The sequence below is a fragment of the Pseudomonas sivasensis genome, from assembly GCF_052938085.1.
On sequence record NZ_CP176442.1, the window covers coordinates 4,044,945 to 4,058,503 of the forward strand.

General features: G+C 58.2%; 8 protein-coding genes and 1 pseudogene. 2 read left to right on the plus strand and 7 right to left on the minus strand.

What is annotated here, in order from left to right:
* Positions 1 to 75: 75 nt before the first annotated feature.
* From ACKZ62_RS18520 to ACKZ62_RS18545, 6 genes and pseudogenes are all read right to left on the minus strand, one after another.
* Positions 76 to 3,694 (minus strand): annotated as a pseudogene (locus ACKZ62_RS18520) (transporter substrate-binding domain-containing protein).
* A gap of 1 nt (position 3,695) precedes the next feature.
* Positions 3,696 to 4,325 (minus strand): response regulator transcription factor, encoded by a 630-nt coding sequence (locus ACKZ62_RS18525; RefSeq protein WP_032886624.1) that lies wholly within the window; start codon positions 4,323 to 4,325, stop codon positions 3,696 to 3,698.
* Positions 4,326 to 4,606: 281 nt separating this feature from the next.
* On the minus strand, positions 4,607 to 5,323 hold the full coding sequence (locus ACKZ62_RS18530) for an MgtC/SapB family protein (protein ID WP_032886625.1): 717 nt from the start codon (positions 5,321 to 5,323) through the stop codon (positions 4,607 to 4,609).
* A 16-nt stretch (positions 5,324 to 5,339) separates the two neighbouring features.
* On the minus strand, positions 5,340 to 8,045 hold the full coding sequence (gene mgtA, locus ACKZ62_RS18535; protein WP_122756080.1) for a magnesium-translocating P-type ATPase: 2,706 nt from the start codon (positions 8,043 to 8,045) through the stop codon (positions 5,340 to 5,342).
* Positions 8,046 to 8,487: 442 nt separating this feature from the next.
* Positions 8,488 to 9,081, minus strand: coding sequence for a GNAT family N-acetyltransferase (locus tag ACKZ62_RS18540; protein WP_122756079.1), 594 nt, complete (start codon positions 9,079 to 9,081; stop codon positions 8,488 to 8,490).
* Positions 9,082 to 9,096: 15 nt separating this feature from the next.
* Entirely contained in the window at positions 9,097 to 9,441 is a 345-nt protein-coding gene (locus ACKZ62_RS18545; protein ID WP_095186520.1) for an FKBP-type peptidyl-prolyl cis-trans isomerase, read from the minus strand.
* Positions 9,442 to 10,084: 643 nt separating this feature from the next.
* Here ACKZ62_RS18545 and ACKZ62_RS18550 point away from each other — a divergent pair.
* Both ACKZ62_RS18550 and ACKZ62_RS18555 read left to right on the plus strand, forming a co-directional pair.
* The gene (locus tag ACKZ62_RS18550) at positions 10,085 to 10,972 is read left to right on the plus strand and encodes a nitrilase family protein (protein WP_099603168.1); all 888 of its coding nucleotides are present in this window, start codon (positions 10,085 to 10,087) and stop codon (positions 10,970 to 10,972) included.
* 14 nt (positions 10,973 to 10,986) lie between these two features.
* On the plus strand, positions 10,987 to 12,156 hold the full coding sequence (locus ACKZ62_RS18555) for a hypothetical protein (protein ID WP_447095638.1): 1,170 nt from the start codon (positions 10,987 to 10,989) through the stop codon (positions 12,154 to 12,156).
* A gap of 364 nt (positions 12,157 to 12,520) precedes the next feature.
* On the opposite strand, the gene ACKZ62_RS18560 is transcribed toward ACKZ62_RS18555, so the two are convergent.
* Positions 12,521 to 13,489, minus strand: a complete 969-nt coding sequence (locus ACKZ62_RS18560) for a hypothetical protein (RefSeq protein ID WP_032886629.1) — start codon at positions 13,487 to 13,489, stop codon at positions 12,521 to 12,523.
* Positions 13,490 to 13,559: the final 70 nt, after the last annotated feature.

Here is a 13,559-nt window from a genome sequence, read left to right on the forward strand (position 1 = left end):
CCGAAGACAAAATCAGGCATATTCCCGCTTCGCGTAGGAGTTCTCCCAAATCAACCGAATGGCCCTCCTCCTCAGTCAAGCCTGATTGCCATAACGACTCAGGCTGTGCTGCAACTGTTCGATGGCCGCGTCTACGGACTCAACTGCAGCGTCCAACGCCCCCCTATCACGCCGCTCACATGCGCCCTCCAAGGTCTCGCAGCAGGAGGTCAGCACCTCAGCCTTGACCAAGCGCGCGCCTCCTTTGACACGATGAGCCAGGTCGTGAAGCTTGGCGAAAGCGCCTTGCCCTTTCAGCGTCGACAGCAAAGCACGGTCCTCTTCGAGGCTGTCCAGTAAAGGCGTCAGCAGTTCGCTGAGAGCATCGTCATCGCCCTGCGTCAGCGTGAGCAGCGGGCTTAAATCAAACGCTGCTCCGGCGTTATCCGTGGCGACTCCGGCGGTCCGTGATGCCAAGGCCAAGCGCAGGTCCTCAAGGCCGGTAGGTTTAAACAGGCAACCGTCCATGCCTGCTTGCCGGCAGCGTTCAGCCTCTTGCGGCAGTGCGTTGGCGGTGAACCCAAGTAACAGGCACGGCGTCAACCCAAGCTGGTGCTCTTGTGCACGAATGTCATGCGCCAACGCGTAACCGTCCTTGAAGGGCATATTGCAATCGGTGATCACGCCATCAAAATGTCCGGCCTGCCACAGTGCAAATCCTTGGGCACCGTCCTCTGCCGAAGTGATGCGATGCCCTAGAAAACTCAGTTGTCGAGCCAGTAACAAGCGGTTGGCTGGGTAATCATCCACCACCAGAATGTTTAACCCACGGGCAGGCGGTATATGCGGGACCGGTGCAGAGACCGGCAGGGCGGTGGTCATCGCAAGCGCCAATGTCACGTCCACTCGCGTGCCCTTGCCCAGCACGCTACTAAAATGCAGTTGACCGCCCATCATCTCGCACAGGTTACGGCTGATCACCAACCCCAGACCCGACCCACTTCGCCCTGGCTGCTCATTATTACTGCCTTGGATAAAGGGGTTGAACAAGCGCTGCTGGTCTTCGGCGCTGATGCCAATGCCCGAATCCTCCACCCACAACCGCACGTTCAGTTGGTCACTGTCCAACACAGGTACGCCCTGGGCGCCCAGCGACACTTGACCGGAGGCGGTGAACTTGATCGCATTGCCCAATAAATTGGACACCACCTGCTTGAAGCGCAGCGGGTCGACGATCACGGGTCGATCTATCAACGGGTCAAGTTCCACTCGCAGCAACAGGCCCTTGTCCCTCGCCAACCCCTCAAACACCCGCGCCACGGAGGCCAACAGTTCGTGCAGATTGGCTGGCTCCAGGCTAAGGGAAAGGTGGCCGGATTCGATCCGTGCAATGTCGAGAATATCGCCGATCAACTCCAGCATGCCCCGGGACGCCACCGACGCGACCTCCAGCGCATCCCGGTCAGCCCTGCCCTGTTCGGCATTCTTCAGCGCCAGCTCGATCATGCCGATCACTGCGTTCATGGGAGTGCGGATTTCATGACTCATGGTCGCCAGGAACGTAGTCTTGGCACGATTGGCCGCGTCAGCCTCCTCCTTCGCTTCCTGCAACTGGCGCAACAAGCGCTGGCGCTCGCTGACATCCACCCAGCCCGCAATCATGCCCACGACACTGCCATTGCTATCGCGGTACGGGAGCATCCACTGGTAAATGGTCAGAACGCCACCACCCGGCACCTTGAGCACGCGGTCATGGATCTGCGGCTCACCCAACTCCATCAAACGCAAATAATCGGCATGAAACGAACGGGCCTGGGGCGGGTTACCTGTATCGGTTTCCACCACTGTCTTACCGATGACGTCTTCCAACTTGAACCCGAATACATCGAGATAGGCGTTATTGCAGGCCATCAAGCGACCCAGGCGATCACGCACATAAATGGGGTGCGGTGTGCCATCAATCAGCACACTCATAAAACGCATCTGGTCGCTCAAAGCACGTTCGGCCTGGGCGCGTTTGCGAATCAGATTACGCAGGTAGAACACCCAGCCCAGCGTCACCAGCAACAGCAGCGCGGCTAAGCCGAACCCTTGGATAATCATATTGCGGTGACGCATCCAGTAGTTGTCTTCGATGATGATCTCGCTGCGCCAATGGTTGGTCAGCTCATCCATTTCTTCGGGTGAAATGCTCAACAATGCCTTGTCGAGGATCGAGTACAACTCCAGTTCGCTGCGGTTGACTCCAAACGTAATCCGCGCAGGCTCCCTCCCGACCGTACTGGTGATACGCAAACGCTTAAGGTAATGGCGCGCGATCATGTAGCGCGCGCTGATCAGCGAAACCGCCGTCGCATCGACGCTGCCATTGGCCACCCATTCCATTGCCTGCTCAGGGTTCTGCGCGTCGACAAACCCGATATTGGGATAGTCCTTGGCGATTTGTGCGACCAGGCTGTCGCCGCTAACGATTGCCAGGCGCTTGCCGGGCATATCTTCCAGGGTCACCAGTTGCTCGTCGTCGGCACGCACCACCAACACATAGGGGTTGGACAGGTAAGGTCGGGTAAAACGGATCTTTTCGGAGCGCTCGGCACTCGGGGTGACGACCGCCAGCATGTCCACACGACCGGCGCTGGCCTGATCAATTTGCGCGGGCAGCGAACTGCCGCGCTCTACATCGAACTTCAAGCCTGTGCGCAAACTGATGCGCGACAGTACTTCGGCGCTCAACCCTTCGAATTGCCCCTGCCCGTTGAAAAAAGACAGCGGCACAAACTTGTCGAGCACCGCGATTTTCACCCGAGGGTTCTTCTCCAGCCAGCGTTGCTCGCTTTCACTTAAGCGCAGCTGATCCGCCTCCAGAAACCCGCTGCCACCGGCACTCCAACGACGTAGGATTTCCAGCTGCTGGCTGGCCGGAACGTCGGCCAAAGCAGCGTTGATGATGCCCAACAGGCGTGTATTGTCCTTGGCGAATGCGAACCCGAAAGGGTTGACCTCCAGTGCGGAAAAATCCGCCATGCGCACGTTGTTGAGGTGGTTCTTGTTGATCAGATAACGAGTGCTGATAGCGTCCCCCAGGTACACATCGGCCTGGCCGAACGCGACAGCACCTATGGCTTCGAAGGCCGAGGCAAATAAGAGCAACTGTGCATTGGGATAAAACGTCTGAACGGCGTCGGGCTGCATGTAGTGGTAGAGCATCGCCACGCGCTTACCCGAAAGGTCAGCTTTCAGCGCCTGGCTTTCCCCCTGCGCGCGTTACCAGCGCAGGTTGGTCATTGGCGTAAGAACGGGACAGTACCAACTCCGAGTCAGCCGCCTCATAGCCATTGGCCGACCCGACAAAATCTACCTCGCCGGCCTTGAGGGCATCGATTACCTCATCGCGGGTGTCGTACCGCTTCACGTCGATCGAGACATTCAGTGCCTGGGCGACCAGTGCCGCATAATCGGCGGTGATGCCCTCCAATTCATCGTTGTTGCTGCTCAGGTCAAAGGGGGCGAAATCAGGGGCCGACACGCCCATCGACAGCGTGCGCCGCTCGCGCAGCCAGCGCCAGTCGGCCTCGTCCAACACTACAGAAGGGTTTGCAAAAGTGGAGTGACCCAGCAGTCTCAGGTCGCGGGGTGCTTCGATGGCCATCGCCGCCCAAGGCAACAGCCCCATCAGCAGGATGGCCGCGTGTTTCGCCAGCCGGGAGGTAATCATTTCAGATCAGATGATTGCGCTGGGCAAACTTGGACAGATGAACCACCGAGGACATGCGCAACTTCTCCTTGAGCCGCGTTTTGTAGGTACTGATGGTCTTATGGCTCAACAGCATGTCCTCGGCGATCTCCTTGTTACCCAGGCCCAGCGCCAGCTTTTGCAACACCGTCAATTCGCGGTCAGACAGCGCCGCCACCAACTCCTGCTCAGTGGACTGCAAATCGTCGCGACGCACCGAACTGGTGGGCAGGCTGGGGAAGCAACTGTAGCCAGACCTGATCGCCCTGATCGCCTTCTGCAGCTCATCAAGTTCACCTGTCTTGGCGACAAACCCCATCGCACCAGCGCGCATGCAACGAGTCGAAAAGAACACCGCCAGATAAGAGGTCAGCACCAGGATCCTGCAAGGCAGCTCCAGCGCCTTGATCCGGCTGATCACCTCCAACCCACCGAGCTTAGGCATCGCCAGGTCAAGAATGATTAGGTCAGGGCGGGTTTCGCGAGCAATCTGCATGGCGTCAGCGCCGTTACCCGCCTGGTAGATTTTGTCGAAGCCCTCCTGCTTCAGCAGATATTTGACGGTGGCGCGTATAAAAGGGTGGTCATCCACTATTAAAGCTTTGTTGCTCATAAGACTCCCCTGAGAAGATCAGTACGCTTACATATCACGCGAGACCCAACTACCTGTGAAAAGTAACAGTTCCGACAAACGGTGCTGATTACTCCCTACAACAACTCAGGCAGTAAAGGCCCCTCCTTTTGAAAAAAACAGTAAACACGTAAAGCCGCGCCTTGATTCCTGAGCAGGCGCAAGCGCGCAACCTTAACAACCGACTGTTTTTTCCAATGAAGGGATAATCTCGACTAAATGTAGGACTTTTCCTCGGCACAGCAAGGTTGAGTCATCGAACGTTACTCGGTGGTACTCGGGCTCCAGAAGGCCTGTACCACCAGCGTCGACCTGGAAATCCGCACCACCAGGGCGTCCAACTCGTCACCGTCGACCGACGTCACCGCCAGTGTGGCTTCGATTTCCACCTCCTCGGTGCCGAACGGACGCACGTCGACATCACTGGCAGGGTAGTTACAGCGCGCGAGTTCGGATTCCAGCAACGCCAATACCGCGGTTTGCTGGGTACGTCGGGCAATCACATACAGGATGTTGGTGACTTCCGCCGACACCACATCCAGCGGCTGGCGGTTGATGTTATTGACGATTGGCCGCAGCAAGGTATTGGCCGCCAGCACAAACAGCGTGCCCAGCAACGCTTCGAGCACCAGGTCGGCACCGGCACACGCCCCCACGGCCGCCGACGCCCACAGCGTGGCGGCGGTATTGAGGCCACGCACATTGCCTTCTTCGCGCATGATCACGCCGGCACCAAGAAAGCCGATGCCCGACACCACATACGCAACCACTCGCACCGCGCCTTCCGCCCCACCGAGTCGGTTGGCCATGTCGACAAAAATCGCTGCCCCCACCGCCACCAGCACATTGGTGCGCAGGCCCGCCGTGCGCTGCCGGTACTGGCGCTCGAAACCGATCAGGCCACCGAGGATAAACGCGGCGGTGAGGCTGACCAGGGTGTCGATCAGGGAGTTGAGGTTGATGTTGTTGATTGCTTGCATAGGAGAGCTTCCCTATTCATTGCCAGCCAAACTTACGGATGTAGTAGCCCTTCACCGCTTGTGTCAGCGCCATGTACGCCAGCAGGATCACCGGCAAAAACACAAAGTACAGCGAAGGCAGCGCCTGTAATTTGAAGTAGTGCGCCAGCGGGCCCATTGGCAGGAAGATCCCCACGGCCATGATCACGCCCGTCATCACCATCAACGGCATCGCCGCACGGCTTTGCAGGAACGGGATTTTCGGGGTGCGAATCATGTGCACGATCAGCGTCTGGGTCAGCAGCCCCACCACAAACCAGCCCGACTGGAACAGCGTCTGATGGTCTGGTGTGTTGGCATCGAACACGTACCACATGAGTGCGAACGTGGTGATGTCAAAGATCGAACTGATAGGCCCGAAAAACAGCATGAAGCGCCCCACATCCCCCGGCTGCCAGCGTTGCGGCTTGGCCAGCATCTCGTCATCGACGTGGTCGAACGGGATCGCAATCTGGGAAATGTCATACAGCAGGTTTTGCACGAGCAGGTGCATCGGCAGCATCGGCAGAAACGGGATAAACGCACTCGCCACCAGCACCGAGAACACGTTGCCGAAGTTGGAGCTGGCGGTCATTTTGATGTACTTGAGCATGTTGGCAAAAGTGCGGCGGCCCTCCAGCACGCCCTCCTCCAGGACCATCAGGCTCTTTTCCAACAGGATGATGTCGGCCGCTTCCTTGGCGATGTCCACCGCGCTGTCCACCGAAATACCGATGTCCGCCGTGCGCAGCGCCGGTGCATCGTTGATGCCGTCGCCCATGAAACCCACCACATGCCCGTTGGCCTTGAGCAGGCGCACGATGCGCTCCTTATGGCTGGGCGTCAGCTTGGCGAACACATTGGTGGTTTCCACGGCCCTGGCCAACTCAGCGTCAGTCATGTCTTCGATGTCGTTGCCCATCAACAGACCTTGTTGCTCCAATCCCACTTCGCGGCAGATTTTTGCAGTGACCAGTTCGTTATCACCGGTCAGTACTTTGACCGCAACACCGTGGGCTTTCAGGGCTTTCAGCGCAGGCGCGGTGCTTTCCTTGGGCGGGTCGAGGAAGGCCACATAGCCGATCAATGTCAGGTTGTTCTCATCTGCCAAGCTGTAGGTGTCGCGCCCAGGTTCCATCGGTTGCGCAGCCACGGCCACCACACGCAGGCCTTCTTCATTGAACGTTGCGGTCACTTGGCGAATGCGCGCCAACAGCTCATCGGTGAGTGCTTCGTTGGTGTCGCCGTGGCGCACGCTGTTGCACACCGAGAGGATCTCCTCCACGGCGCCCTTGCAGATCAGCAGGTGCGGTAAGCCTTGCTCGGCGACGACCACCGACATACGGCGGCGGTTGAAGTCGAATGGGATCTCGTCGACCTTATGGAAGGCGGTGCCGACTTTAAGCTCGCGATGCACCTCCACATGTTCCAGCACCGCCACGTCCAGCAGGTTCTTCAGGCCAGTCTGGTAGTAGCTGTTGAGGTAGGCCATTTCCAATACGTCGTCGGATTCTTCACCCCACACATCCACATGGCGCGCCAGGAAAATCTTGTCCTGGGTCAGGGTGCCGGTCTTGTCGGTGCACAGCACGTCCATCGCGCCGAAGTTCTGGATCGCGTCCAGGCGCTTGACGATGACCTTCTTGCGCGACAAAAACACCGCGCCCTTGGCCAGGGTGGACGTGACGATCATCGGCAGCATTTCCGGGGTCAGCCCCACGGCAATCGACAGCGCGAACAGCAGCGCCTCGGTCCAGTCGCCCTTGGTGAAGCCGTTGATAAACAGCACCAACGGCGCCATCACAAACATAAAGCGGATCAGCAACCAACTGACTTTATTCACCCCATGCTGGAACGAGGTGGTAGCGCGATCAGTGGCGGTCACGCGCTGGGCCAGGGCACCGAAGTAGGTGTTGTTGCCGGTGGTCAGGATCACCGCCGTCGCCGCACCGGACACCACGTTGGTGCCCATGAACAGGATGTTGTCCAGATCCAGAGGATTGCGGGTATTGGCGTCCTGATGCTGGGCGAACTTCTCCACCGGCATCGACTCACCGGTCATCGCCGCCTGGCTCACAAACAGGTCCTTGGCACTGAGCACGCGGCAATCGGCGGGAATCATGTCGCCGGCCGACAGCACGATCAGGTCGCCGGGCACCAACTGCTTGATCGGCAACTCGACGCGCTTGGCCTCATCACGACGCAGCACCGTGGCGGTGTTGCTGACCATGGCTTTCAAGGCATCGGCGGCCTTATTCGACTTGGCCTCCTGCCAGAAACGCAGCAGCGTCGAGAGCACCACCATGGAGAAAATCACCGTGGCGGCCTTCATGTCTTCGGTCAGCCAGGAGATCACCGCCAGCAAGGTCAGCAACAGGTTGAAGGGGTTTTTGTAGCAGTGCCACAGATGCACCCACCACGGCAGCGGCTGCTCGTGCTCGACTTCATTGAGGCCGTGTTGCACACGCAGGGCATCGGCTTCCTGGGTGTTCAAGCCCTCGGCATGGCTGCCCAACGTGCCGAGCAATTGCGTGGTGCTGCTGTTGGCCGCGGCCACCAGGGTTTGCGCCAGGGTCGGCGGCACTTCGCGGCTGACGCTGGCGTCGGTGACGGTTTCGAGCATGGCCAGGCGACGGAAGTGCCGGGCGATGTGCCGGGTCCGCAGGAAGCCGGCGAAGAACTCTTTCAGCAGAGTGAGGTTCATGGTGTTACTCCTGCGCGAGGAAAAACCGTCGTGCAGGTACTGCCGCTGCGCACCACGCCTGTCAGACAGGCGCAGTCAGCTTGGCCCGCCCGCCGCAAAAGGCAGGCGCGTCCGTAGCAACCTGAGGTCACTCAGGTGCTGGTCAGCGTCGATGAAAGAGGATCGAAACAGGACCAGAACTGGCCGCTGTCGGGATGCCGCTTCTCGCTTTGATGGCGAGACAACGGCATCGGATAAATGCGCGTTACCTTGCCAAGCCTATGCCGGTTACCGAAACCGGCCGACTACTGTCACTCGAACAAGTACCCACTGAGGGTCTCCGCTATTGATGAAAACGCGCGAAGCTTACGCCCCGACTTCAGGAGAGTAAACCGTAGGAAAGTTTCCGCATGATGAATAAGAAGATTCTTCAGGATGGGTTCAGGTAGGCGTTTTCCTGAGCTCACTGAGGATCAAAATGTGGGAGGGCGCGATCCTGAGCAACCAATGCCAGATACTCATCAAGCTGCCCTTCGGCTAGAACCTTGAGCTGGATCGACACATGGTTCACCTGGCGGCCCATCCTGATTCCCTCGCGGGTGCGCACCTCGACATAGCCGAGCTTCGGCCAGAAACGCTCGGCCTTGGAATTGCCAACAACCACTGTCAGCCGCAGCCACCGAGCGCCATTTTCGATCGCCCACGCTTGAAGATCCGCATGCACCTGCTGCGCCAGTCCAGTGCCATGAAAACGGGCATCTACCAGCAGCAGACCGATATGCCATACGCCATCTGCGAGCAAATCGGCCGCAATATTCACTACGGCGACCAGTTGCCCGTCCGCACCGCGATAACCCAACCAGTAGATCCGGCTGCAACGCCAGCCCGGCGGAAGCTGGTTCTGCAACGCTTCGTGCGCTTCGGTTGGCGTGGCAGGCTCGCCGTTAACCGCCATGAAGTAATCCGGCGCCCGCTCAAAAAAACGCTGGAGCTCAGCCTCATCGCCGGCCCCCAGTTCAACTATATAAACGTCCTTGATGGTGCAGTTGATATCCACATCGCTCGACTCTTCTCATTCATCCCGCGTCAGTACTTCCAACAACTCGATCTCAAAGCGCAGATTGCTGTTGGGCTTGATATGCGCGCCCATGGAGCGCTCGCCATAAGCCAGATGCGCCGGCACGTACAACGTACGCACACCACCCACCTGCATGCCCATCAAGCCCTGGTCCCAACCTTTGATGACACGACCGGTACCGATCACACACTGGAACGGCTTGCCCCGCTCCCAAGACGAATCGAACACCGTGCCATCTTCCAAGGTGCCTGTGTATTGAGTGGTGATCAGCGCGCCCTTGACGACGGCTTTGCCGGTGCCAGGGCGGGTGTCGGTGATCTGGAGTTCGTTGTTGCTCATGGGGGTTCTCGTTGAAGGCGTAGAGGGTGGGTTTTTCCCAGAATTGGGTGGGATTGGCAAGTGCAAGAGAACCACTGAACGCCCGCATGTTCTGCGTGGGAACCATTTAGATCAGGGGTTAAACCCATGGACCAAATCGTCCCCGCCCGCCCCAGAACTGCAATTTTTCACCACCACCCCAGACCTCAGCTTCGAAAACGCCCTGACCCACGCCAGCAATGTGCTGCGTTGCGCCACCGTTGCAGCACAGAAGGCTGGTGATCAACGGGACGGTACTCACACACGCTGATGCTTTCCGCCATGCACCTGGCGGACATGGCCAGTGTGATGGTGGATCGGTCACTGGAGTGTATGCAGCCGCGCTAAAGGCACAATCGGCCTCCGTGGAGAGGGAGTTTGCTCCCTCTCCACAAAAAGCCTTTGCGCCAACGTACTCCGCGTCGTGCGGATCAGTTGCTTGGCTACAACCGTTCTCCCTTCAAGGACTTATTCCTCGGAGTGGGGTTTCAGCACAGACCGCTAAATCAGAGTTAGAGAACTTAACTACAACGCAGCAGGAACCATCCGACTTTTCTCCAAACATCTCATCGCCTTTTATAAACATCCAACCAACGTTGGTTGCATAAAAATAAGAGGTCAACCCATGAGCGAACCAACAAGCCCTGCCCGCGTCGCCGTCATTCAGTTCGATCCCCAGGTGGGCGTGCGCAATCGAAGTGAAAACCTACGCCAGAGCCTCGTGCTGGCCACCGAAGCAGCAAACGGCGGTGCCAATCTGATCGTACTGCCCGAGCTTTCCAACTGCGGGTACTTCTTCAGCAGTCGCCAAGACGCCTTTGATCATGCGGAGACGGTACCCAGCGGGCAGAGCATGCGGGAGTGGATAGATTTTGCCCGTCAGCACAACGTGTATCTGGTGGCCGGTCTTAGCGAGATCGACGGGATGCAGCTGTTCAACACAGCGGTATTGATAGGTCCCGGTGGGTTTATAGGCAAGTACCGCAAGGCCCATTTGTGGAACCTGGAAAAACTCTGGTTCACCCCTGGAGATACAGGATTTCCGGTATTCGAAACGCCGATTGGTCGCATCGGCCTGCTGATTTGCTGGGACATCTGGTTCCCAGAGGTACCGCGCATTCTCAGTCAGCAAGGTGCCGATATCATTTGCAGTCTGAACAACTGGGTGTGGACGCCACCACCTCTTTTCGATGACGCCGGAAAGTGCATGGCGTCGTATTTGACGATGACAGCAGCCCATGTGAACAACGTGTTTATCGCTGCCGCCAGCCGCATCGGTGAAGAGCGGGATGCGCGCTACCTTGGATGCTCGCTGATCGCAGGAACCAATGGCTGGCCGATCGGCGCAGTCGCATCGGCAAATCGTCAGGAGATTTTGTTCGCCGATATCGACATCACCAGCGCCCGCAGCGCACCGATCTGGAACAGTCTCAACGATCTGCAAAGAGACCGACGCCATGATCTTTACGATCAGATGCTCGGATATTCCAAACACTCTGCCCTGCCTCGCTGAAAAGAGGGCATGCCATGGAAACCTTATTTGCCAAAAAAACCTTAACTGGCTCACGAGCCGATACTACGGTTCTCATCGTAGGCTTGATCGTCAGCTCGCTGGTGCTGTGGGTCGTATTCAGCCATCGAGGCTCCTGGCCGGGATACAGCGAGATGATTACAGGCTTCCCCCATCCGGCCGCCTGGTTGCGGTGGGTAGTGGGAGATATCAGCGAGGTTGCCTTCTATAAACATGAACTTGCATCACTTGGCCTGTTGAGCGGCGCTTACCTTGCATGGTGGGCGAGCAAGCGCGAAAAAGCCTGGCAGGGTTTTTCCATTTGCTATGGCAGCGGATTATGGCCTTGGCTGATAACAAGTTCTTTGATCGGGTTGCTGCTAAGCAACGTGCTGTGGGGTTGGAGCGTCACCGCCGAAACCTGGCAGCCAACATTTGCGGCGTTTGTTTCGTTGCCAGCCGCGATGGTGTTGATGTTTGGCGGGGGTTGGAAAGTCGCACTCAATGGTGCGGTGCTGGGCGCGTTGCTGGTTACACCGGCGTGCCTACTGATCGTCAATTTCGTGTGCATTCCATTGGGATTGCCGGCAGTTATCGGCAATGTGCTTGGAATGGCGTCTGGAAGCGTTATCGCGTTTTCACTGTGTCGCCGGGTGCCCTCGTTGGTGCGTTCAAACTACATAGCCCCAACCAGGCCATCGCCCGCTCCACCGCAATCGTATGGCGTAATCTGGAGCCTGCGCCGCGTGTTGGCGGACTTTTCCGAAGCACCGTTTTTCGGGAATGAGCTAGCCAGCCTCGGGTTGTTAGCCGGTGTATTGCTCGCCTATGCACTCAACCCCATGAGTCCGACCTATGGTTCAGGCTTGCTTCTACACTTGCTAGGTGCGCAGGCACTGACTTCTGCCCTCGGGGTCGTGATCTGGCGACGCCAATGGATCAAGCGGGGTTGGTATCCAACCTATGTTCCGTTGGTATCTGTGGTACCCGCAGCCGTACTTACCCATGGTGGCAGTTGGATGGTGATTGGCTCTAGTGCAATGCTCGGCGCACTGATCGCACCACCATTGGCCTGTGCCATCGCATCTAAGTTGCCTGCTCACTTTCATCCGTACATCGGCAATGTGATGTCGATGGCATTGAGTACGTTGATGATTGTGCCGGTAGTAGGATGGTTGGGAACTTGACGGACGTGGGGGTCGATCGGTTGCCGAAATGCATGCGGCCGCATTAAGCAAGTACGCTTCAAGCAATACCCTGTGGCGAGTGAGCGTACCCGCTTGCCATAGGGATAACAGCAACCCTGTAAAGCCACTGACAAAATCGACTCCAGAACCTCGCCCCAAGCATCCTTGCACCTCGCATAGTGCTCCGCATACGTCTGCGAACGCGCCTGCACAAGAGAGAAGTATCAGTTAGACGCCTTTGCTTGCGCTCTAATGTCACCTTTGCGTGATGCGCGTAACAAGGTCGCCCGTTTACGCGCATCACCATCAGGTCGAGCGTAGCTTTAACCCGTAAAGCGGCGTCCCTGCCACCTTATCGCCGGCCTTAAGCCAACGGCACGCGACGGTTAGTCAATGCCATGCGCCCTACAAAGAAGCTCAACGCCGCACCCAGCAACAGCATCGCCAGCGTACTCCAGGCCGCGCGGGACAATTGCTTGGCCGCGACTTCACCTGCTTCACGGGCCTTCTGCTCAGCCTGCTGTTTCAGCTCGTCAACTTTCTGCATGGCTTGCTGATAAGCCTGGGCATAGTTGTCGACGATCTGTGTGGCCTCTTCCTTGCTCTTGCCGGTACGGGCAGCAACGATATTGACCAAGGCTTCTTTGTCAGCCGCGTTAAGCGCTGGCTCACCGGAGGCTTTGACGCGCTCAAACCACTGCTTCAGCGCATCGCCGGCCTGGGCAGGATCGGTCGCTGCGGTAGTCGCTGTCTGCTTGCCATCGGCGGCAGCCTGGTCGGTTTTCTGCTCGACATTGGCCGGGTCCAGCTCAGGCTTGCCGCTTTGCTTGAGCAAGGTGTCCAGTTCGCCTTGCAGGCTTTTCCAGTCCAGCTGGATGCCCTGCTCGTTCAGTTGCTGCTTGACGCTATCGCTGATGCCAGGCGCGGCGGCGGCAATCCCGCTACCGGCAGCAGACAGGCCTTTACCAACCACGTTACCGGCGGTGCCAACCACACTGGCGGCCAAGCCTGCCAACAGCCAGGTGGTAAGCAAGGTGGTGACGGTCCAGGTCAGCACGCCGTGCAGGCCGCCACGATCCGGGGCCGTGCGGCCGGCGACGAAGGCACCCACACCGATGGCAAGTAATGTGGAGACAAACAGCCAGATCCCGGCCCCCGTGCCGAAACCGCTCAGCGGGTTACCGGCTTGCATCGGGTTAACCGCACTGGCACCGATGGCAGTGCCCAACACACTGAGGACCAGGTAGGTCACCAGGGCAATTGCACTACCGGCGAGCACCGAGCTCCAGGACACACGAAACAACGAGCGATTGGTTTCATAGACAGTGGTCATACAGAGGTCCTTCACATGTTGTTGAGGCAAGGCGAAATGCCTTGATGGATGGAGTCTGGCGAAACGACAT

What these genes read in the sequence shown, in the direction of transcription:
- ACKZ62_RS18525 (WP_032886624.1), bottom strand. Translation starts at nt 4,325, where the DNA reads ATGAGCAACAAAGCTTTAATAGTGGATGACCACCCTTTTATACGCGCC.
- ACKZ62_RS18530 (WP_032886625.1), bottom strand. Translation starts at nt 5,323, where the DNA reads ATGCAAGCAATCAACAACATCAACCTCAACTCCCTGATCGACACCCTG.
- mgtA (WP_122756080.1), bottom strand. Translation starts at nt 8,045, where the DNA reads ATGAACCTCACTCTGCTGAAAGAGTTCTTCGCCGGCTTCCTGCGGACC.
- ACKZ62_RS18545 (WP_095186520.1), bottom strand. Translation starts at nt 9,441, where the DNA reads ATGAGCAACAACGAACTCCAGATCACCGACACCCGCCCTGGCACCGGC.
- ACKZ62_RS18550 (WP_099603168.1), top strand. Translation starts at nt 10,085, where the DNA reads ATGAGCGAACCAACAAGCCCTGCCCGCGTCGCCGTCATTCAGTTCGAT.
- ACKZ62_RS18555 (WP_447095638.1), top strand. Translation starts at nt 10,987, where the DNA reads ATGGAAACCTTATTTGCCAAAAAAACCTTAACTGGCTCACGAGCCGAT.
- ACKZ62_RS18560 (WP_032886629.1), bottom strand. Translation starts at nt 13,489, where the DNA reads ATGACCACTGTCTATGAAACCAATCGCTCGTTGTTTCGTGTGTCCTGG.